Genomic DNA, 20,962 nt, shown 5'->3' on the forward strand with positions numbered 1-20,962 from the left:
GGACGGACCCGCGACCGGGCTACCCGCGACCGGGCCGGGCTCGGGCTTCCCGCACGGCCATGCCAACGGCCGCCCCGAGCAGGATCAGCGTGCCGGTGAGGGTCGCCGGGGTGAGGCGCTCACCGAGCAGCGTGACCGCGATGAGCGCGGCGGACACCGGCTCGATGAGGGTGACGACGGAGACCGTGGCGGCCCGCACCACGGCCGCACCGGCGAAGTACAGCCCGTAGGCCAGCGCGGTGGGGACCGAGGCGAGGTACAGGAGCAGCCCGAGGCTGTGGCCCAGACCGTCCGGGCCGGGAAGCAGGCCGCCCTCGCACACGGCCAGGGGCAGTACGCACACCGCGCAGACGGCGAAGGACCACAGCGAGGTCAGCACCGGGTCACCGCCCTCGCCGGCGCGTCCCGGACGCCGGGTCAGCACGGTGATCACGGCGTACCCGCAGGCGGAGAGCAGCCCGAGCGCGACTCCCGCCTGGCGGACGTCGGTGCCGTCGCCGCCCAGCACCAGTACGGCCAGCCCGGCCAGGGCGCCGCCGATGGCGGGCAGCCCGCCCCGGCCGAGGCGTTCGCCCATGGTCAGCCGGGCGCCCACTGCGATGAGGACGGGCCCGGCACCGAGGGTCACGACGGTGGCGACGGCGAGCCCGGTGACGGCGACCGCGCAGAAGTACGCGGTCTGGAAGAGGGTCAGCCCGAGCCCGGTGACCAGGATCCGCCGGGCGGGGGCGGCGCCCCGGACGCGGAGCGGGCGGCCCGACAGCAGCCGCGCGGCGAGCAGCAGCAGGACACCGCCGGCCGACCGCCAGAAGGTGAGCGCGAAGGGGCCGAGCCCGCTGCCGTGGAGCAGTGAGGCGACGGCGCCGGCCGTGCCCCAGGCGGTGGCGGCGAGGGTGACGTAGAGCAGACCCCGACCGGCGGTCGGGGTGGAGGACTGCGCAGCGGAGTGCGCAGGGGAATGTGACACGGAGTTCTCCCGCGGAGGACACGAAGGGTCGCCTGGTCCCGTGTGCGGGCAGCGGCAACCGTCCCGGGACGCGCCCGGGCCTGGTCTTCCGTGGCTTCGCCGCCCGCGTCAGGCGGCGGGAGGCGGCAGAACGCCGTGATGCGAAGGCATGACCAGCACTCTATAGGCGCTGTACGCGCTCGGGGAGCGGCTCGATCACCGGCTCGGCACCCACGTCCCCACCGTCCGCCTTGCCCGGCTTCGCCGTCTGCGCGACGAACGCCCCGGCCAGCACCAGCGTCCCGCCGACGATCTGCGGCAGCGCGAGGTGTTCGCCGAGCAGCACCCAGGCGAAGACCGTGCCGCAGACCGCCTCCAGGCAGGCCACGACGCCGGCGACCTGCGGCGACAGCCGCCGTACCGCCAGTACGCCGGTGACGTACGCGACGACGGTGGCCACCAGCACCACCCAGCCGAGCAGCAGCGCGGCGGGCACCTGGTACTCCCCCAGGGCCGCCCGGCCGGCGAGCACCGACCAGTCCATGCCCCAGGGGCGGGACACCACGGTCAGTACGACGGCCCCGACCAGCAGGCCGTAGGCGATGACGGCGATGGGGTCGGGCGCGTCGTCGCCCTCGCTGCCGTGGTCGGCCAGGACGAAGTAGCTGACCTGGCAGATGGCCGCGCCGAAGGCGAGCAGCAGCCCGAGCGCGTCGAAGGCGAGCCCGGACCAGACCTCGACCACCGACGCCATGCCGCCGACCGCCAGCACCACGCCCACCGCCGCGGCCCGGGTCACCGGCTTGCGCTGAACGAACCGCACCCAGCCCAGCAGCAGCGCCGGGCCGAGGAACTCCACCAGGATCGCGACGCCGACCGGGATCCTGGATATCGCGGCGAAGTAGAAGGTCTGCACTCCGGCGACGCCGAGCAGGCCGAAGCCGAGCAGCAGTCCGGGGTGCCGGGCCACCAGCGTCCGGTGCCGCCAGGCGACCGGCAGCATGACCAGGGCCGCGCCCGCCACCCGTAGCCACACCACGTGCAGCGGGTCGAGCCCGGCCTCGATCAGCGGCTTGGCCGCGACTCCCGAACCGCCGAACGCGACCGCCGACACGAGTGCGAGGCCGAGTCCGGCGCCCCTCCCCTTCGATGCATGCATCGGGCCATGATGTCAGCTCGCGACAGCACCGTCACCCCGGTAGCAACTGACATCACCTCCGGGCCGGAGGCCCTTCCCGGTCACAGCGGACCGGCCCCGGCACGGCGCAGCACCTCGGCCGCCCTGCTCAGCGGGTCCGCGGCCAGCGCCGCCAGCAGATCGGCGCCACCGGCAGCCGGCTCGCCCCGGTCACGGGCCAGGGAGTCGGCGGTGTTCAGGGCCGCCGCGGCCGACGGGCTCCAGCCCGGCACCTCGGGGGCGGCGGCGACGGGCGGCACGCCCGGCTCCTCCACGGTCCCGCGCCATCTCAGGCCGTAGCCGATGCTGCGCTGGGCCAGATATCCCAGGACCCGCCCCAGCCGGGCACCGAGCGCCTCCCGGGCCGGCGGATCGTTCTCCAGCAGGGAGTGCAGCAGGTGCGCGGTGTCGATCTGCGAGTCGCCGTCCCGCGCGGCACGCCGGCGCGCGCCGACGGCGACCGCGCGCAACTCCCCGCCGAGCCGCGCGTCCTCCATGGTGTCGCTGTGCACGGTTCCACCTCATCAGGTGGCGGGCCGCACATCATCCGCACAGGGAGGCATTCGCCCCTCCGTCACAAGAGGGGTGGGCGCCCCCCGGCTCCTCCTCCTACGGGATGACACCCCCTGAGGCCACGGCCAGGGCTACGGCCACAGCAGCCCGCGCGTCCAGCCGGCCCCTCCGCCTTCCACGTCCCGTACGTAGCGCAGCCGCCGGTGGTGTCCCTCGCCGTCACCCTGGAAGAACTCGGCCTCCCCCGCCGTCAGTTCGTAGACCCGGTGGCCGTCCGGTACCGCCTCCGGGTCGGCCGCCACCAGCGCGGCCGCCCGCCGCCGTTCCTCCTCGTACGCCTGGAGGCCGGCCAGCGGGGCGCTCATCAGGCCGGTGAAGCCCGCCACCCGGGAACGTTCACGGCGGCCGAGGAAGTCACGGCGCGCGGTGGCCGCGTCCAGAGCGCGCACCGGGCCCGCCATCCGGATCTGCCGGCCGTGGCCCGGCCAGTACCAGGTCAGCGCCGCCCACGGGTTCGCGGCCAGGTCGTGCCCCTTGCGGCTGCCCGCGTCGGAGGCGAAGACGAAGGCGCAGCGGGCCAGGTCGACGCCGCGCAGCATCAGCACCCGCGCCGAGGGCCGGCCGTCGGCGCCGGCGGTGCTGAGCGTCATCACATGAGGCTCGGGCACGCCGTCGTCCAGCGCGTGTCCCAGCCAGTCGGCGAAGACCGGCCCGGGCTCGGGACCGGCGCGCTCCGGATCGAAGCCGGGCAGCCGCCCGGCCAGTACGGGGGCCGCGCGCATCCGCCGCAGCAGTTCGGTCTCGGTTCCGGATTCAGGTCCGGATTCAGGTCCGGATTCAGGTTCGGGCACAGCCCGATCCTCACACAGCACCGGACAATCCTGACGGTTCATCAGTATTGAATATTGCGGCTCCGGCGGTTACGTTCCGCAGCACGCGCCGACAGAGGAGGAGTGGTCGCATGGCCGAGGTCACCGCCCAGGCCCTTGTCGCGGCTCCGGTCGAGAAGGTCTGGGACAGACTCACCGACTTCAGCTCGCACACCGAGTGGAGCACCACCCACACCGGCTACCCGAAGGGCGGACCCTCGCCGCTGGAGGCCGGCGCCACCTACCAGGAGAACATGAAGCTGATGGGCTTCCCCGCCGAGGTGACCTGGACGGTGGCCGAGCTCGATCCGGGGCGCGGATTCACCATCACCGGCAAGGGCCCGATGGCCGTGGAGCTGCTCACCCGCTACACCCTCACCCCGGAGGGCGACGCCACCGTGCTGCGCATCGACGGTTCCTTCACCGGCGCCGCGGTCTCCCTGATGGCCGGCAAGCTCAGGGACTCGGCGACGGCCGCCCTGGAGGAGTCGCTGCGCAGGTTCGCCGCTCTCGTCGAATAGCCCGCACGCGCAACGAGGCGGCCGGGGCACACGCCCCGGCCGCCTCGGTTCGTCGGCTGCTTCCGGCTACTCGCCGGCGTCGTCCGCCTCGTCGGCGAGGATCAGGTAGAGCTTCTTACGGGCCTCGTTCACCACCACCAGCGCCTTCTCGCGCTGACCCGGGGTACCGGTGGCCCACACCTGACGGAAGGCGTCGACGAGTCCGCCGCCCGCCTTCCGGATCTCGTGCAGGCTTTCCCAGTCGACGCCGCGCCCGGCCTCCTCCCAGGGGGCCTCGGCACCCGCGTCGGCCTCGGTGCGGCCGGCCTCGGTGAGCGTGAACAGCTTCTTGCCACCCTCGCTCGCACTGGTGATCAGGCCCTCGTCCTCCAGCAGCTGCAGCGTGGGGTAGACCGAGCCGGGGCTCGGCTTCCACGCGCCGCCGCTGCGCTCGGCGATCTCCTGGATGATCTCGTAGCCGTGCCGCGGCTGCTCCTTGAGCAGCACCAGGATCGACGCGCGCACGTCGCCGCGCCGCGCCCTGCTCCGATGGCCGCCCCGGCCGCGTCCGGGTCCCCATCCGGGGCCCGGTCCGGGCCCCCAGGGGCCGCCACCACCGAACGGCGGTCCGAACGGACCGAAGGCCGCCCGCCGCTCCTCGCGTCCGCCCTGGCCGTGGTGCCCGGGGCCGTCATGTCCGTGTCCTTGGAAACGCATGATGATGTTCCTTCCACCGTTGATCGATCGCGATGGCTCAACGATATATCGGTGACTGTCGGATGACAAGCCCCTTACAGACTGCTTGGTGTCCTGTCTCACTCAATCGAGTCGTTTTCTCAACGAAGCGAGTCGTTCGGGCTTCGGTCTCAGCGAACCGGTCGCGCGACTGAGGGCGCTGGGGGTGCTGGATGGCTGTACCGGCTGGGGTGGATCAGGCAGGGCCGTGCGTCGAGGTGTCGTACGTCGACGCGGTACACGGCGTCGTCGGCGTCCGTTGCAGGCCTGTGTGGCGAGCCGGTTCGAGGATGTCGATCCGGTACGTACGTTCCGCTGGTCGCGCGGTGAGCGTCACTTCCCGGGCTGGTACTGGGCGGCGACGACCGGGCGGCACATCGGCTTCGAGTCGTGGCTGGAGCGGGACCGACTGCTGCTGATGGACTTCGATCCCAACGTGGTGGGGATCGGCTCACAGCCGTTCCGGCTGCACTGACATGACGGTGAGCGGGAGCGTCGGCACGCCCCGGACTGCTTCGTGCGCCGTGCGAATGGCTCGGCGGGTGCCACCGACGTCCCGATCGCGGAGCTCCACGAGGCTGCCACTGAACAGGTCCCGCTGGTGGGAGAAGCCCAGGGCCAAGGCTGCCGAGCTGACGGCGGCCGGGCACCAGGTGTCGGCCAGCGGCATCAAGCAGCGGCGCCAGCGCTACCAGCGGGATGGCCTGGTCGGTCGGTCGGCCGGACGGACGGTCGGTCGGTCGGTCGGTCGGTCGGTCGGCCAAGCAGATGCAGGCCTTCGGCCAGGTCGAGGCGGCCTTGGTGGAGGCGATGCGACAGGCGATCGCGGAGACCGCCGACGCGCCGTCGAGGGCGGACCAACCAGATCCTGTCCGATCGGGAGGAGACCGCCGAGGTTGAGCTGCCGTCTCGGGCCACGCTCTACCGGCTGTTCGACAGGCTTGCCGCCGGCACCCACGCCACCGGGCCGGCCCGCACCCGCCGCTCCATCGGAGCACGGCCGTCCGGGCCGTTCGGCGAAGTACCGGCCAGGGCGCTTGGCGAGCTGATGCAGATCGATTCCACACCGATGGACGTGCTGCTGCGGCTGGATGACGGCGTCGCCGGGAAGGTCGAGTCGACGGCCATGGTCGGCATCGCCACCAGGTCGATCACCGCGGCGGTGCCGCGGCCCTCCACGAAGGCCGCGGACACCTCCGCGTTGCCGGCCCGCGGTGCTACCCCTGAGGCCGCCTGATCGCCCCTCACTTGCGCTACTGCTGAGGCCGTCGGCTCACATATCCGCGTCGCTCAGCCAACCGCTCCCGTCATCGCGTGCGGCCGTACCGCCGGTTCGAGCAGCGACAATGTCCGCTGCCGCGCATCCAGGCCGACACGGATACCGACCGGCATCGGCAGATTCGGGCCGGCATGTCCGAACTCGACGTTGCCCAGGACCGGGATGTCACGGTCGCCGAGGACGTCGAGGACTATCTCGTGAAGGGTCGGGGACGCGTCAGACGCCCCGAGCCCGTCGATCTCGTACGGGACGCCCACGACCATGCCGGAGATCCGATCGAGGATGCCGCAGTGCCGCAGCACCTGTAGATAGCTCCACACATACGATGCTTGGCCGCCCGTCTCCTCCCAGAACAGCACCGCGCCGTCGAACCATTCGAGCGGCAGCGCGTACGGCGTCGCCTGCGTCAGCACGATGCGATTGATCACCCCGCCGATCAGCCGGCCTTCGGTGCGACCGGCACGCCAGCACTCCCACGACGGGGTGGCCGGCAGCGCACCGATCGGCTCCGTACCGGTCAGCAGCCTCGAGTAGAGCTTCTCAAGCACCGCTTGGCGCGCTGCGGGCGCGGCCTGCCAGTGCCCGCCGAGTCCAGGGGTGGCCAAGTCGGCATGGAAACCGACCAGACCCGTGCGCGCGTAGAGCACCAGATGCAGCAGCGAGATGTCGCTGTAGCCGAGGATCGGCTTGGGGTCGGCAGTGATCGCCTCGACGTCGATCAGGTCGAGGTAGCCGAGCGCAGTCTGACCGCCGTCATGCGCGACGATCGCGCGCACCTCAGGATCACGCAGAAGAGCATTGAACTCCCTGGCGATCTCGGCCGGCGTAGCCGCGCTCCACCAACGGTGCCGCCCTGCTTCGAGGAGCGGTGCCCGACGCACGCGGAATCCCATCCGCTCAAGCACGATCACCGCCTGCTCGAGGTCGGGCTCGTAAGCGGCATGGAGCGGCCCGGACAGCGATGCGATAACGACGAGGTCTCCGGGCCTCAGGGCACGAGGTCGAAGCAGTTGAGGCAGCTCAGAACCGGTCACCGACGCAGTATCCCGACACGCGCAACAACACGCGATACATTTACCGATCGACCGCCCAGCAGTCCTGGCCCGCACAGCCCCCGGCTGGTCCCCGTACATGAGCCGACCCCGGGGGAATTACGGACGACTGACGTCGTTGAGACAGGCCACTTGTCCTGTCTCATCGGACGTTGACCGGTCTCACTGAAGTTGACGACCGTTCTGTTCGTCTCATCGAAGTCTGAGGGGGCGTCTTGTGGATCAGGCCGCATACGCTCGGCTCCGTGCCCCGCCGTTCGAAGAAGCCCCGCCGACTGATCGCCGACGGGCGCGCGCACCTGTGGACGCTTCGCCACAGCCACAGCCACAGCCACAGCCACAGCGAACTGGACGGCGGCCGGTCCGCGGACTGCCGCGAGACCCTCACGCTGTACCCGCAGCCGGCCGGCAGCGGCGGCCCGCTGTGCATCGTCTTCGCCGAGGGCCCGGGCCGGTACGTGGGCGGGTTCCCCATGGGCTCCGGGGATGTGGGGTACGTCCGGGGAGGCTCCCTGAACCTGCACGAACCGGGCGCTGTCCGGGCCCTGCTCGACGCGGCGTCGGCCCGCGGGTGGCAGCCGGGGGAGCCGCAGTCGGTGGAGGTCGACGGCTGGCCCCTGCTGGAGGCGGCGGCCGCCGCGCAAGCCGGTCGAACTCCGTGAGACGGGACACCGCTTCTGTGGGTCGCGCCGGCTGGGCGGTCGCTGATCGTTTCGGTTAGGCACGTAACTCATGCGCAGACACCCTGCGCGCACAGATGCCGTCACCAAAGATGGCCGGAGAACGTCAGCTCGGACAGCTTTGGTCAAGAGCCGGATCCCTTATGTATCCCGTTCAGGAAAGACGCTGGTTCGTTGGGCGCATCCCGCCATACGGTGGCGCCATGAGCAATCACTCCGAAGCACCTGTCGCGCCCGTCCAGGCCTATGAACCCCCCTACTACGTGGCTGTCTTCGCCACGGTGCGAACCCAGGACCAGAGCGGCTACAGCGAGACCAACGCACGCATGGAAGACCTGGTGAAGGACATCCCTGGGTTCCTGGGGATGGACCACGCGCAGACTCCTGGTGGGCTGTCCATCACCGTCGGGTACTTCCGCGACGCCGACGCCCTCACGGAGTGGCGGTACAACACCGAGCACCGCGCGGCGCAAAAGCGCGGGCAAGCCGAGTGGTACCAGAACTACACGCTGCATGTGGCGAAAGTGGAGCGGAGCCACGGGTTCCGGCGAGCGTAGGTCCCGCAGAGCCCGACAGCGGGGAACACCTCCAGGAGACGCTCGGCCACCGTCACCGGTAACCACAGGGTGCCCGGCGACAGCGCGCCGGCCACCGGACGTTGGCCTTAGTACCCGGTCCGGACGGCCGCATGGAGGCGCTGTCGTGTGCCGTCGCGCAGTGCGACCAGAAAGGCTGCGACGGCATCGCCCTCACCTGCGGATCTCTGCCGAGCAGGATCAACCGGTCCCGCTCCAGCACGACTTATGGCCCACGTGATCCCGCGCGGTCACCGAGTAGTACCGGCCGGCGAAGCCCGGCGTGCCCTTGTCCCAACGGAACGGCCGGACAGGTTCGGCCGCCTCGGACGGAAGCTGCCAACTCGCTCCCAGAGGGAGCCCGCTTCACTCTCCGTCGCTGCGAGAGTCCGGCGCAAACGCTGCTAACGCCTCATCGCCGTACGCACGCGACAGCGCTTCCACCGCACCCCCGGCCCAGAGAGCCGAGCCGGTACTCAACCGTCGGTGAGGCCCCTGCCGACGGCCTTGACGCAGGGGCGGCCTCAGGTGTCCTCGGCAGTGCCGGAGGAGAGCAGTCCGCAGCTGTCGAAGTTCATGCACCCGCAGGCGAGGCACTCGGCGACGGCGTTGCGCAGGGCCTGCGTTTCCTGGATGAACCGGTCCAGTTCGGGGATCTTGCGTTCGGCGAGAGCGCGCCACTGCCTGGTGGCGCCCCGGTCGGCGTCCGCGTCCAGCAACTGGCGGATCTCGGCCAGGGTGAACCCGGCCCGCTGCGCCATTTTGATCAACGCGATCCGCCGCACCGTGCCGGCCGGATAGACACGCCGACCCGCGACGCGTCCGGCGGGCGACAGCAAGCCGACGCTCTCGTAGTAGCGCAAGGCCGAGGGGCGCATCCTGACCTGCCGCGCGAGTTCCCCAATGCCGAGCTCTCGCACTGATCCTCCTTGACCTCAAGCGCGCTTGAACCACGAGTCTGGCCGGGTGACTCCTCCACGGACAACTCGCCTTCTGCCGCGGACGTATCGGCCCCTCTTCGCTCACCGTGAGTTCCGACGCCTCCTGCCGGCCCTGGCAGCCTCCGATCTCGGTGACGGGATGAGTGTGGTCGCCGTGGCATGGCTGGCCGTCCAGATCGCACCACCCGGTCGGTCCGGCCTGTTCGTCGGTGCGGCGATTGCCGCGTATGCCCTTCCCGGGGCTGCCGGCGCCCTGGTCTTCGGCCGTTGGTTGCGTCGCTTGCCCGCTCGGCGGCTGCTGGCCGCGGACAGTTGGCTCCGTGCGTCACTGCTCGGTTGCGTGCCTTTGGCCTGGACGGCAGGGGTGCTGAACCCGGTTCTGTATGTCGTCCTGCTCGCCGGTTCGTCAGTGCTGCATGCCTGGGGAGGTGCGGGAAAGTACTCCCTGCTCGCCCAGATCCTTCCCCCGGATCAGCGGCTGGCCGCCAACTCGCTGCTCAGTAGCAGCACTTCGGCGTCGGTCATCGTCGGTCCCGCACTCGCCGGATTCCTCGCGACGGCCGTGAGTCCGGCCTGGATCATCGGGCTCGACGCCGCGTCCTTCGCCGTCCTCGCCTTCCAGGCCGGCCGGCCGGGCGGAGTGGCCCCGTCGACAGCGACGTCCGCTCTGGTCGGCACCGGCCGATCGGCAGCCGGTCTGTACTTGTTGCGCAGGCAGCCCGAACTTCTCGGGGTCCTCGCCCTGACATGGTTCTTCAACTTCCTGTACGGACCCGTGGAGGTCGCGCTCCCGCTGCATGTCACCCATGACCTGCACGCCGAGTCCAGCCTTCTCGGGCTGTACTGGACGCTCTTCGGGGTGGGTGCCGTTCTGGGGGGCCTGGCTGCCGGTGCCCTCCGCAAGCTCCCTCTCTGGCCCGTGACCCTGGCCATCGTTGCCGGTTGGGGCCTCACCCTGGTGCCCTTCGGCCTGGGTGCGCCGGCCTCCGTCTCAGTCGCGTGCTTTGCTCTGGGCGGCGTGATCTACGGACCTTTCACGGCGCTGTCGTTCACCCTGTTCCAGGACCGCACGCCGGTGGCTCGGCTGACCGCGGTCCTGGCCGCCCGAGGCGCCGCCCTTCTCACCGCCGCACCGGTTGGCACCGCGCTCGGCGGCCCCCTCACCGCCGCCCTGGGCCCACGGTTGGTACTGGCTGCCTCGGGGATCACGACCATCGTTCTCGCCGTCGTCGCCACCGGGGTGCGGGTCCGGGGACATCAGCGGGCCGGTTCGAGGCTCGTCCGAGGGGCTGCCTCGAACGGCAGCGACTCACCCCGTCACCGCCGGCCGACCGGCTTGCCCGACAGCCGCACCGTCGACCGCGCCCTCCGGGAGACCCCGACGACCTCCCAGGAATGAGCACCATGGCCCGCCCGGGCGCCTTCGCTCACGAGGTGCCGCGCCCCCCGGCGCACAACGCGTCGTCGATCAGGGTGCTGGCAGCGTCCTCCTGGGCCAGCATGTGCTCCGAGGTGTCGCCGCGTGCCTCGGACATGGAGACCACGGCGCTCCGACGGCCGTCGTCGGTGACGCCGTTGAGGGTGATGTAGCCGCCGTCCCCGCCCTCGTGGCTCCAGTAGGTTCCTCCGCAGGTCAGGGGGCGTTCGGCGAGGCCGAGCCCGTATCGCCCGCCGGGCCACCACTGCTGGACGTCCGCGCTCACGGGGACGGTCTGCTTCATCTCGGCGAGCTGCCGCGGCGGCAGCAGGCGGCCCGCGAGCAGCGCGCGGAGGAGGCGGTTCTCATCCCGCGTGGTCGTGGCGAACGAGGTCTCGTGGTCGACCGCGACCTGATCGGTGACGTCCACCAGGGAGCCGGGGCCGAAGAGCTGGTACGCCTGGGCGTGCGGCCGGGGCAGGGCGGAGGAGGTGCCGGTCCACCGGGTCTGGTCGAGGCCGAGCGGCCGCAGGACCCGGTCTTCGATCTCCTGGTGGGCGGGGTGACCGGTGGCCCGCTGGATGATCATGCCGAGCAGGACGTAGCCGGGGTTGGAGTACGCCCAGCCCTCGCCGGGCGGGAAGTCCGGCGCGTAGGCCATGGCGCCGGCCACCAACTGCTCGGGGCTGTAGACGTCGTTGCGCTGCTGGTAGTACTCCTCCGCCGTGGTGTACCCGGGCAGGACGTTGTGGATGCCGCTGGTGTGCTGGAGCAGCTGACGGATGGTGATCCGGCTGCCGTCGTTGCCGTTGCCCCGCACCACTGCGGGCAGCCAGTGATCGACCGTGTCGTCCAGGGACAGCCCGCCCTCCGCCTCCAGTTGGAGGACCACGGTGGCGACCAGCGTCTTGGCCGTGCTGGCCATGCGGAAGGAGCCGTCGGAAGAGACCGGGCGGCCGGTGCTCGGGTCGGCCGTGCCGCTGGTGGCGACCGACTGCCGACCGTCGGGTGCGACCGCGCGGGCCTGCACGCCGCTGACACCGAGGGCGTGGATCGCCTCGGTGTCCCGGCGCAACCGGTCTGCGGCGAAGGAACCCGCCGGCCGGGCCACGGCGGTGGCCGCCTCGGCGGCGAGCAGCATGGCGGTGGCCAGTACCACGGCGAGGCGCGTGCGCGAGGTTGAAGTCATGGCCAGACGCTAGGTCCGCCCCCGGGGCGGAGGCGATCCGGCGCACCCCAGGACCGGGATGGGGATATCCCCCGGCACGGGCTCGACAGGTACCGCATCGCCGCGGGTGTCGCCCGCGCGGTTCAGCGCACCGCGGCGGTGGTCGCGGTCCCCGGCGGGATGCCCGGCGGGCGGTGCCGTCCTTGCCGGCGGGCAGCGGAGCCCGACAGGGCTCAGGAGCATGCCTGTGACCTCGTCCTCAGCGGCCCTGACCGTTCGCGGTGGCCGTGATCGTCACCGGGGCCCGCGGGCGGCCTGCGCCCCGGCCGGACGCAGGCCCGAGTCAGCGCGACGCCGCACGGGCTCCGGCCCGCGGTGCTGCTCGAACTAGGCTCGGACCATGCGCATCCGAATCGTCGACGCCTTCACCGACCGGCCCTTCGCGGGCAATCCCGCCGGGGTCCTCGTCCTGGACTCCGCCGGCTTCCCGGACGACCGCTGGCTGCAGCAGGTGGCCGCCGAGGTCAACCACGCCGAGACCGCGTTCCTCGTCCCGCTGCCCGACGACCCCGACGCCGACTGGGCCCTGCGCTGGTTCACCCCCACCACCGAGGTCAGGCTCTGCGGCCACGCCACGCTCGCCGCCGCGCACGTCCTGGGAACCTCCGTACGCTTCCGTACGCGGCACAGCGGCATCCTCACCGCCGTCATCGCCGACACCGCCGTCATCGCCGACGGCACGGCAGGCGGAGCGATCACTTTGGACTTCCCGGTGGCGCCGCTCACCGCGACAGCGGTCGCCGCCGAGATCGCGCCGGCCATCGGCGCGGAGGTGCTGAGTGTCCACGAGACCGGTGAGAACGTCGGCGACCTCCTGGTCGAGGTCACCGACGAGAAGACCGTACGGGCGCTGGCCCCCGACTTCGCGGCGGTGGCGGCGCTCCCCTCACGTCGCGGCCTGATCGTCACCGCCCGCGCCGACGACCCCGGCGCCGGCTACGACTTCGTCTCGCGGTGCTTCTTCCCCAACCTCGGCATCCCCGAGGACCCGGTCACCGGCAGCGCCCACACCGCCCTCGCCCCGTTCTGGTCGGCCCGCCTCGGGCGTTCCGGGCTGACCGGTCTGCAGGCCTCGCCCCGGACCGGTCTGGTGGGCACCGCGCTGCGCGGCGACCGGGTACTGCTCACCGGCACCGCGGTCACCGTCATCGACGGCGAACTGGCCGCCTAGAAGACTGCTGAAAATCTCATGTTCTGGCCCCGGCTCGGTGGAGTCGGGGCCAGTCTTGTAGGCATGCAGGGTGAGTGGGCCGGGGAGATGGTCGGGCCGGATGTGTGGGAGACGTGCCGGGAGTTGATCCCGGTGGGGAGTGTGTTCGCGTTCCTGGCCGAGCATCGTGAGGTGCTGTTCCCGCCGGGGATGTTCGCGGACATGTATCCGTCGTCCAATGGCCGTCCGAGTCTGCCGCCGCAGGTGCTGGCCGCGACGGTGGTGCTGCAGAGCCTGCAGGGGCTGTCGGACTTCGAGACGGTCCAGGAACTGCGGTGTGACCTGCGGTGGAAGGCGGCTTGCGGGCTCGGGCTGTACGACACCGCGTTCGATCCGTCGCTGCTGACGTACTTCCGGCGCCGCTTGCGTCATTCGGCCGATCCGATGCGGATCTTCACCAAGGTCAGGGAAGTCGTGGCCGCGACCGGCGTGCTCAAGGGCAAACAGCGGCGCGCGCTGGACTCCACCGTGCTCGATGACGCGGTGGCCACCCAGGACACCGTCACCCAGATCATCTCCGCGATCCGCCGGGTGATCCGCGAGGTCCCCGGCGCCGACGAGGTGGCCGCGGGCACTGCCGGGCACACGACTACACCGACCCGGGCAAGCCGAGGATCGCCTGGGACGACGAGAGGGCCCGCGCCGCGCTGGTCGACGCGCTGGTCACCGACGCCCTCAACCTGCTCGGGCACCTGCCCGAGCAGAACCTGGGGGAGAAGGCGGCGAACGCGGTCGGCCTGCTGGCCCTGGTCGCCGGGCAGGACGTGGAACCCGCCGAGGACTCCGACGGACGCGACGGGCGCTGGCGCATCGCCAAGCGCACGGTGGCGGACCGGACGGTGTCCACCGTTGACCCCGACGCGCGGCACATCCACAAAAACCGCACCCGTCACCAGGACGGCTTCAAAGGGCATGCGTCCTTCGAGCCGGAGACCGGGCTGTTCACCGCCGTCGCCCTGACCAGCGGCTACGGCCCCGACAACCACGAGGCCGCCGTCGCCGCCGGTCTGCTGGCCGACGAGGAAGAGGGCGCGGAGTTAACCGTGCTCGGCGATTCCGCCTACGGCACCGGCGACCTGCGCGCGCAACTGCAGGCCGACGGCCACACCCTGGTGATCAAGCCGCCGCCGTTGCGGCAGGCAGTCCCCGGCGGGTTCACCGTCGACGACTTCCGTATCGGCCTGACCGCAGGCACCGCGACCTGCCCGGCCGGAAACACCGCCAACCTCGGCCAGATCAAACCCGACGGCGCCCGCACCGCCCAGTTCAAGGGTGTGTGCGCCGACTGCCCGCTGCGGACGCGTTGCACCACCTCCAAGACCGGACGCACCCTCAACGTCCACCCCCAGTACGAACTGCTGGCCGCCGCCCGGGCCCAGGCCGCCACCGACCCCGTCTGGAAGGACGAATACCGCCGATGGCGGCCACCCGTCGAACGCGCCATCGCCTGGCTCGTCGCCAAGGGCAACCGCCGGGTTCCCTACCGCGGCGTCATCGCCAACAACATCTGGCTCCACCACCGCGCCGCCGCCCTCAACCTCCGCCGACTGATCAACCTGGGACTCACCCGGACGAGCAACACCTGGCATCTCACCCCAGCCACCGCATAGCAAAAGGGCCGCCCGGCCTGCGGCCGGACAGCCCCTCGACAAGATTTTCAGCAGTCTTCTAGAAGACTGCTGAAAATCTCATGTTCTGGCCCCGGCTCGGTGGAGTCGGGGCCAGTCTTGTAGGCATGCAGGGTGAGTGGGCCGGGGAGATGGTCGGGCCGGATGTGTGGGAGACGTGCCGGGAGTTGATCCCGGTGGGGAGTGTGTTCGCGTTCCTGGCCGAGCATCGTGAGGTGCTGTTCCCGCCGGGGATGTTCGCGGACATGTATCCGTCGTCCAATGGCCGTCCGAGTCTGCCGCCGCAGGTGCTGGCCGCGACGGTGGTGCTGCAGAGCCTGCAGGGGCTGTCGGACTTCGAGACGGTCCAGGAACTGCGGTGTGACCTGCGGTGGAAGGCGGCTTGCGGGCTCGGGCTGTACGACACCGCGTTCGATCCGTCGCTGCTGACGTACTTCCGGCGCCGCTTGCGTCATTCGGCCGATCCGATGCGGATCTTCACCAAGGTCAGGGAAGTCGTGGCCGCGACCGGCGTGCTCAAGGGCAAACAGCGGCGCGCGCTGGACTCCACCGTGCTCGATGACGCGGTGGCCACCCAGGACACCGTCACCCAGATCATCTCCGCGATCCGCCGGGTGATCCGCGAGGTCCCCGGCGCCGACGAGGTGGCCGCGGGCACTGCCGGGCACACGACTACACCGACCCGGGCAAGCCGAGGATCGCCTGGGACGACGAGAGGGCCCGCGCCGCGCTGGTCGACGCGCTGGTCACCGACGCCCTCAACCTGCTCGGGCACCTGCCCGAGCAGAACCTGGGGGAGAAGGCGGCGAACGCGGTCGGCCTGCTGGCCCTGGTCGCCGGGCAGGACGTGGAACCCGCCGAGGACTCCGACGGACGCGACGGGCGCTGGCGCATCGCCAAGCGCACGGTGGCGGACCGGACGGTGTCCACCGTTGACCCCGACGCGCGGCACATCCACAAAAACCGCACCCGTCACCAGGACGGCTTCAAAGGGCATGCGTCCTTCGAGCCGGAGACCGGGCTGTTCACCGCCGTCGCCCTGACCAGCGGCTACGGCCCCGACAACCACGAGGCCGCCGTCGCCGCCGGTCTGCTGGCCGACGAGGAAGAGGGCGCGGAGTTAACCGTGCTCGGCGATTCCGCCTACGGCACCGGCGACCTGCGCGCGCAACTGCAGGCCGACGGCCACACCCTGGTGATCAAGCCGCCGCCGTTGCGGCAGGCAGTCCCCGGCGGGTTCACCGTCGACGACTTCCGTATCGGCCTGACCGCAGGCACCGCGACCTGCCCGGCCGGAAACACCGCCAACCTCGGCCAGATCAAACCCGACGGCGCCCGCACCGCCCAGTTCAAGGGTGTGTGCGCCGACTGCCCGCTGCGGACGCGTTGCACCACCTCCAAGACCGGACGCACCCTCAACGTCCACCCCCAGTACGAACTGCTGGCCGCCGCCCGGGCCCAGGCCGCCACCGACCCCGTCTGGAAGGACGAATACCGCCGATGGCGGCCACCCGTCGAACGCGCCATCGCCTGGCTCGTCGCCAAGGGCAACCGCCGGGTTCCCTACCGCGGCGTCATCGCCAACAACATCTGGCTCCACCACCGCGCCGCCGCCCTCAACCTCCGCCGACTGATCAACCTGGGACTCACCCGGACGAGCAACACCTGGCATCTCACCCCAGCCACCGCATAGCAAAAGGGCCGCCCGGCCTGCGGCCGGACAGCCCCTCGACAAGATTTTCAGCAGTCTTCTAGCACGGTGACCGCGGCGGTTCACCGGTTCCGCCCCGCGGCCCGCGCCGCCCGCGCGGCCCGGTGAACAATCGCTGTCACCGGTCAACCCGTCGGCAGCCAGCCGACCCTGCCCGCGAGCAGCGCGTAGCCGACGAAGGCCACGATGTCGATCAGCGCGTGGGCCGCCACCAGCGGTCCGACCCGGCCCCAGCGCCGGTACAGCAGGACGAAGACCACACCCATGGCCATGTTGCCGAGCAGGCCGCCGATGCCCTGGTAGAGGTGGTACGAACCGCGCAGCACCGCGCTGGCGACCAGCGCGGCGGCCGGGGTCCAGCCCAACTGGCCGAGCCTGCGCAGCAGATAACCGACCACAATGACTTCCTCCAGCACGGCGTTCTGCACCGCCGACAGGATCAGTACCGGGATCTTCCACCACACATCGGGCAGCGACTCGGGGACGACCGTCAGATTGGCGCCGGCCGCCCGCACCGCCAGGTAGAAGGCGAGCCCGGTGCCGCCGATCGCCGCCGCGACGCACACCCCGGCGCCCAGGTCCCAGCGCGGCCTGCGCAGGTCGAAGCCGATCACGGACATCCCCGTCCGCTCGCCGACTTCCCCGGTCACGAACCGCTCACGCGCCAGCAGGTGCGCGACCAGCGCGACGGGGACGAGGGCCGTGGCGATCCCGAAGAGCTGCCAGGCCAGATCCAGCCAGGGCCGGCCCGGGGCCTGGGAGGAGACCAGGGTCGCGGCCTGGTTGCGCAGGGCGCCGGGTCTGGTGATCGAGCCGATGAAGCTGATCAGCGACGCCAGCGCACTCGCGCCCAGTGACAGGGCCAGCACCAGCAGGGTCTCGCTGCGCAACGTACGCCGCCCCGTCACGACAGCATCTGTCGCTTCTGACTCGCCTCGCACATAAACCTCCATTTTCGCCATCCTGCCGCATTCCCGATCAGCCGCCGCTAAGGTCTCGAAATCAAGTGCGAAGCTCGCGCAACTCTCCAGGGGAAGCACATCATGGGACGTCATCGAGTCCCCGTCGATTCGACCATGCCGGACCCGTCGGGGGCACAGCGGGCCCGGCGCCGCACCATCGGCATCACCACCGCTCTCGTACTGACCGTGGGCGCCGGCACGTTCGCCGCGCTGCGCAGCGGCGTTCTCCCCTTGGGCGGCCAGTGCGCCGACGGCACGGTGAGGCTGCGGGTCGCGGCCTCCCCCGATATCGCGCCCGCGCTGGACCAGGTGGCCGCGCAGGCACGCCGTGACGGCGTCAGGAGCGACGGAAGGTGCCTCGATGTGAAGGTCATCGCCCGGTCGGCCTCCGAGGTCTCGGCGTCGCTGGGCAGTGGCAGCTCGGACGGTTCCGACTTCGAGGTGTGGGTCCCCGACTCCAGCGCCTGGGCCGAGTTGTCCGACGTCGGGGAGCGCAGCACGCCCACCACGACGATCGGCGCGATCGCGTCGTCGCCGATCGCGATGGGCACGGTGGCGGCCCGCGCGGCGGAACTCGGCTGGCCGGAGAAGACGTACACCTGGGCGGAGCTCACCCGGGCCGCCGCCACGGCGAAACTGCGGCTCGGTGCCGCCGATCCGGCCACCAGCGCGACCGCGCTGCTGGCGCTGGCCATGGTCAACGCCTCCATCGCCAAGGAGGGCGGGGACACCGACACCCGTACCGCCGCCGTGGCGAAGCTGCTGGCCCGGCACTCCGCGCCCGGCGACGCCGAGATGGCGGCGAGCCTGCCGGGCGACGCCTCTAAGGACGAGCTGGACAACCCGCTGCGCAGCCAGGCGCTGCTCATGTCCGAGCAGGCCGCGTACGCGCACAACACCGCCGCCGGCAGCGCCCCGGATCTGCGGTTGTTCTATCCCGAGGACGGCACCGCGACCCTGGACTACCCGTACACCCTGGTCGACCCCGACGAGGTGGGTACGGAGCGGGAGCGGGCCGCCACCCGGCTCCTGGCGCTGCTGCAGGCCCCGGACGGACTGCGCCGGCTGGCCTCGCACGGCTTCCGCGCCCCGGCGGGCGCTCCGGTGGACGCCGTGGTGTCCAGAACGGGCGGCCGTTCCTCGCAGCCGGTGAGCAACCGGCCGGTCAAGGTGCCCCCGGCGCGGGAGCTGAGACGGGTGCGTTCGCTGTGGCAGATCACCGTGCAGAACGCGCGGCTGATCACCGTCGTGGACGCCTCGTTCTCCATGGCGCAGACCATGCCGGGTTCGGGCGGCAAGTCGCGGATGGAGGTGACCCGGGCCGCGCTGCTCCAGGCGCTGTCCCAGTTCACCGCGGACGACGAGATCGGGCTGTGGGAGTTCGCCCACCGGCTCGACGGTGGCCGGGACTACCGGGAGGTGGTGACCGCGCGGCCGCTGGGCGACACCATGGCGCGGGGCGGCACCCAACGCTCCCGGCTGACCGCCGCCTTCGGCACCCTCGAACCGGTGTCCCACGGGGCGACGGGGCTGTACGACTCGGCGCTGGCGATCTACCGGGACGCCCGCAGGACCTACCGGCCGCACGAGTTCAACGCGGTCGTCATCCTCACCGACGGGGCCAACGAGGATCCCGGGAGCATCTCCCTGGGCACGCTCGCCGGCCGGCTCAGGAAGCTCGACGATCCGGACCGGCCGATCCCGCTGATCGCGATCGCCATCGGACCGGACGCCGACAAGGCGGCCTGCGACCGGATGGCCCGGGCCACCGGTGGCACCGCCTACCGGGTCAACGATCCCGCCCAGATCAACACGGTGCTGCTCAGGGCCGTGGTGGCCGCCTCCTCCTGAGCCGTCCCGGTCACCGGGGCCACTCGTGCACCGGGGCCCCGGAGTGCATGTGCTCGCAGTAGCGCAGTGTCATCGCGGCCAGCGCCCGCTGCCGGTCCAGGCCGCGTCCCAGCTCCTGGTGGAAGGCGTCGCGCTGCCAGCGGGCGCCGTTGGTGCGGCTCGCGCAGCGGCCCTCGACAATGCCGAGGTAGCGGTCCCGGTCCACCGGGTCGATGCCCCAGGAGTCCAGCCCCTGGGCGGCCAGCGGCAGCAGTTCGTCGCGCACCAGGTCGACGGCGCCGATCTCGGCGAGCGCCCCGGACCGCCCGTTGCGCGGCCAGCGCAGTACCGCGTCGATGCCGTCCCGGCAGGCGGCGTCGAAGTTCGCCTCGGCGGCGGCGAACGGCAGCCGGCTCCACGCCGGGCGCGGCGCCTCGGCCAGCGCGCGCACCAGGCCGTAGTAGAAGGCGGCGTTGGCGATCACGTCGGCGACCGTGGGCCCGGCGGGCATCACCCGGTTCTCGACCCGCAGGTGCGGCACCCCGTCCACCACGGCGTACACCGGGCGGTTCCAGCGGTAGACGGTGCCGTTGTGCAGGGTGAGTTCCTTCAGCGCCGGCACCCCGCCCTCGTCGAGCACCCGCAGCGGATCCTCGTCGTCGCAGATCGGCAGCAGGGAGGGGAAGTACCGGACGTTCTCCTCGAAGAGGTCGTACGCGCCGTCGATCCAGCGTTCCCCGAACCAGGTGATCGGGCGAACGCCCTGCATGCGCAGTTCCTCGGGGCGGGTGTCGGTGGCCTGGAGGAACAGCGGCACCCGGGTCTCGCTCCACAGCTCGCGGCCGAACAGGAAGGGCGAGTTGGCGCCCATCGCGATCTGCGGCGCGACGGCGACCTGGGCCGCGTTCCACACCGCGGCGAAGCGGGCCGGGGTGACCTGGAGGTGCATCTGCATCGAGGTGCAGGCGGCTTCGGGGGCGATGGAGCCGGAAGTGGTGGTCAGCCGCTCGGTGCCGGCGATGTCGAGGCTGATGTCCTCGCCGCGGGCCGCGAGTATGCGGTCGTTGAGCAGCATGTAGCGGTCGGCGCGGGAGAGGTTGGCGGACACCAGGTCCTGGGCTCCGAGCGTCGGCAGGATGCCCACCATGACGATATGCGCGCCGACCTCGCGGGCCTTGCGGTCGGCATATCCCAGCCCGATGCGCAGTTCTTCGGCGAGCCGGTCCAGGACGCGTCCGGCCAGCCTGTGCGGAGCGATATTCACTTCAATATTGAACTGCGCGAGCTCGGTCTGGAAATCCTTGCTCGCGATGCGCTCCAGCACCTCTTCGTTCATCATGCGCGGGAGTCCGTCGGAATCCGTGAGATTCAGTTCTATCTCCAGGCCCATGAGATTACGCGGCCGGTCGAACCGCTTCTCCTCCAGCAGCCGCTCCAGCCCCACCAGGCACTGCCGCAGCTTCCGCCGGTACCGAAGGCGGTCGGACAGGTCGAACCCGGTGGCCACGACCTTCTCCCCCATGGGGTGTCCCTCCTTGTGTGGGCGTGCTCGGATGATGCCCACCCTTGAGATCGACAACGCTCTCGCGAGCCCTTTGGAACGGGCCCGCCCCGGCCGCCTACCCGCTACGCTGTCGGAGGAACACCTCTCGGGCACATTCCACTGGCAAGGCGGCTATCCGCGGTTCGTCCGGCCTCGTGAAAAAGAC

General features: G+C 71.3%; 18 protein-coding genes and 2 pseudogenes. 10 read left to right on the top strand and 10 right to left on the bottom strand.

Features of this window, described 5'->3' with window-relative positions; translation table 11 throughout:
• Positions 1–19 precede the first annotated feature (19 nt).
• The 4 genes from RWE79_RS06075 to RWE79_RS06090 all read right to left on the bottom strand — a co-directional run bounded on the left by RWE79_RS06075 (position 20) and on the right by RWE79_RS06090 (position 3,487).
• Positions 20–967, bottom strand: a complete 948-nt coding sequence (locus RWE79_RS06075; RefSeq protein ID WP_475938977.1) for a DMT family transporter — start codon at positions 965–967, stop codon at positions 20–22.
• 160 nt (positions 968–1,127) lie between these two features.
• The gene (locus RWE79_RS06080; RefSeq protein ID WP_475938978.1) at positions 1,128–2,105 is read right to left on the bottom strand and encodes an EamA family transporter; all 978 of its coding nucleotides are present in this window, start codon (positions 2,103–2,105) and stop codon (positions 1,128–1,130) included.
• Between the two features lie 80 nt (positions 2,106–2,185).
• Positions 2,186–2,620 (bottom strand): Clp protease N-terminal domain-containing protein, encoded by a 435-nt coding sequence (locus RWE79_RS06085; RefSeq protein WP_475945628.1) that lies wholly within the window; start codon positions 2,618–2,620, stop codon positions 2,186–2,188.
• A gap of 147 nt (positions 2,621–2,767) precedes the next feature.
• On the bottom strand, positions 2,768–3,487 hold the full coding sequence (locus tag RWE79_RS06090; RefSeq protein WP_475938979.1) for a pyridoxine/pyridoxamine 5'-phosphate oxidase: 720 nt from the start codon (positions 3,485–3,487) through the stop codon (positions 2,768–2,770).
• 110 nt (positions 3,488–3,597) lie between these two features.
• On the opposite strand from RWE79_RS06090, the gene RWE79_RS06095 reads away from it, so the two are divergent.
• Complete coding sequence (locus RWE79_RS06095; protein ID WP_475938980.1) at positions 3,598–4,026, top strand: type II toxin-antitoxin system Rv0910 family toxin; 429 nt, start codon at positions 3,598–3,600, stop codon at positions 4,024–4,026.
• Positions 4,027–4,092: 66 nt separating this feature from the next.
• Here the strand turns inward: RWE79_RS06095 and RWE79_RS06100 are convergent, their stop codons facing one another.
• Positions 4,093–4,722, bottom strand: coding sequence for a PadR family transcriptional regulator (locus RWE79_RS06100; protein ID WP_475938981.1), 630 nt, complete (start codon positions 4,720–4,722; stop codon positions 4,093–4,095).
• A 289-nt stretch (positions 4,723–5,011) separates the two neighbouring features.
• On the opposite strand from RWE79_RS06100, the gene RWE79_RS06105 reads away from it, so the two are divergent.
• Both RWE79_RS06105 and RWE79_RS06110 read left to right on the top strand, forming a co-directional pair.
• Positions 5,012–5,215 (top strand): TnsA-like heteromeric transposase endonuclease subunit, encoded by a 204-nt coding sequence (locus tag RWE79_RS06105; protein ID WP_475938982.1) that lies wholly within the window; start codon positions 5,012–5,014, stop codon positions 5,213–5,215.
• Positions 5,216–5,788: 573 nt separating this feature from the next.
• Entirely contained in the window at positions 5,789–5,977 is a 189-nt protein-coding gene (locus RWE79_RS06110; RefSeq protein ID WP_475938983.1) for a hypothetical protein, read from the top strand.
• Between the two features lie 53 nt (positions 5,978–6,030).
• On the opposite strand, the gene RWE79_RS06115 is transcribed toward RWE79_RS06110, so the two are convergent.
• Entirely contained in the window at positions 6,031–7,053 is a 1,023-nt protein-coding gene (locus RWE79_RS06115; RefSeq protein ID WP_475938984.1) for a S66 peptidase family protein, read from the bottom strand.
• A gap of 263 nt (positions 7,054–7,316) precedes the next feature.
• Here RWE79_RS06115 and RWE79_RS06120 point away from each other — a divergent pair, with 263 nt between their 5' ends.
• A complete protein-coding gene (locus RWE79_RS06120) occupies positions 7,317–7,733 on the top strand; it encodes a hypothetical protein (protein WP_475938985.1) in 417 nt (138 codons plus the stop codon).
• A 221-nt stretch (positions 7,734–7,954) separates the two neighbouring features.
• A complete protein-coding gene (locus tag RWE79_RS06125; protein ID WP_475938986.1) occupies positions 7,955–8,308 on the top strand; it encodes an antibiotic biosynthesis monooxygenase family protein in 354 nt (117 codons plus the stop codon).
• 542 nt (positions 8,309–8,850) lie between these two features.
• Here the strand turns inward: RWE79_RS06125 and RWE79_RS06130 are convergent.
• Positions 8,851–9,246 carry a MerR family DNA-binding protein gene (locus RWE79_RS06130; protein WP_475938987.1) on the bottom strand — a complete coding sequence of 132 codons (396 nt, stop codon included), beginning with the start codon at positions 9,244–9,246 and terminating at the stop codon, positions 8,851–8,853.
• A 46-nt stretch (positions 9,247–9,292) separates the two neighbouring features.
• On the opposite strand from RWE79_RS06130, the gene RWE79_RS06135 reads away from it, so the two are divergent.
• Positions 9,293–10,666 carry an MFS transporter gene (locus RWE79_RS06135; RefSeq protein ID WP_475938988.1) on the top strand — a complete coding sequence of 458 codons (1,374 nt, stop codon included), beginning with the start codon at positions 9,293–9,295 and terminating at the stop codon, positions 10,664–10,666.
• Between the two features lie 28 nt (positions 10,667–10,694).
• On the opposite strand, the gene RWE79_RS06140 is transcribed toward RWE79_RS06135, so the two are convergent.
• A complete protein-coding gene (locus RWE79_RS06140) occupies positions 10,695–11,873 on the bottom strand; it encodes a serine hydrolase domain-containing protein (RefSeq protein ID WP_475938989.1) in 1,179 nt (392 codons plus the stop codon).
• Between the two features lie 379 nt (positions 11,874–12,252).
• On the opposite strand from RWE79_RS06140, the gene RWE79_RS06145 reads away from it, so the two are divergent.
• From RWE79_RS06145 to RWE79_RS06155, 3 genes and pseudogenes are all read left to right on the top strand, one after another.
• Positions 12,253–13,083, top strand: coding sequence for a PhzF family phenazine biosynthesis protein (locus RWE79_RS06145; protein WP_475938990.1), 831 nt, complete (start codon positions 12,253–12,255; stop codon positions 13,081–13,083).
• A 63-nt stretch (positions 13,084–13,146) separates the two neighbouring features.
• Positions 13,147–14,732: pseudogene (locus RWE79_RS06150) on the top strand (IS1182 family transposase).
• Positions 14,733–14,857: 125 nt separating this feature from the next.
• A pseudogene (locus tag RWE79_RS06155) lies at positions 14,858–16,443 on the top strand (IS1182 family transposase).
• Positions 16,444–16,586: 143 nt separating this feature from the next.
• Here RWE79_RS06155 and RWE79_RS06160 read toward each other — a convergent pair.
• Complete coding sequence (locus RWE79_RS06160; RefSeq protein WP_475938991.1) at positions 16,587–17,414, bottom strand: CPBP family intramembrane glutamic endopeptidase; 828 nt, start codon at positions 17,412–17,414, stop codon at positions 16,587–16,589.
• A 90-nt stretch (positions 17,415–17,504) separates the two neighbouring features.
• On the opposite strand from RWE79_RS06160, the gene RWE79_RS06165 reads away from it, so the two are divergent.
• The gene (locus RWE79_RS06165; RefSeq protein WP_475938992.1) at positions 17,505–19,274 is read left to right on the top strand and encodes a substrate-binding domain-containing protein; all 1,770 of its coding nucleotides are present in this window, start codon (positions 17,505–17,507) and stop codon (positions 19,272–19,274) included.
• A 10-nt stretch (positions 19,275–19,284) separates the two neighbouring features.
• On the opposite strand, the gene RWE79_RS06170 is transcribed toward RWE79_RS06165, so the two are convergent.
• A complete protein-coding gene (locus RWE79_RS06170; protein WP_475938993.1) occupies positions 19,285–20,775 on the bottom strand; it encodes a glutamate-cysteine ligase family protein in 1,491 nt (496 codons plus the stop codon).
• Positions 20,776–20,962 lie beyond the last annotated feature (187 nt).

The sequence above is a fragment of the Streptomyces sp. RLA131 genome (assembly GCF_056270125.1).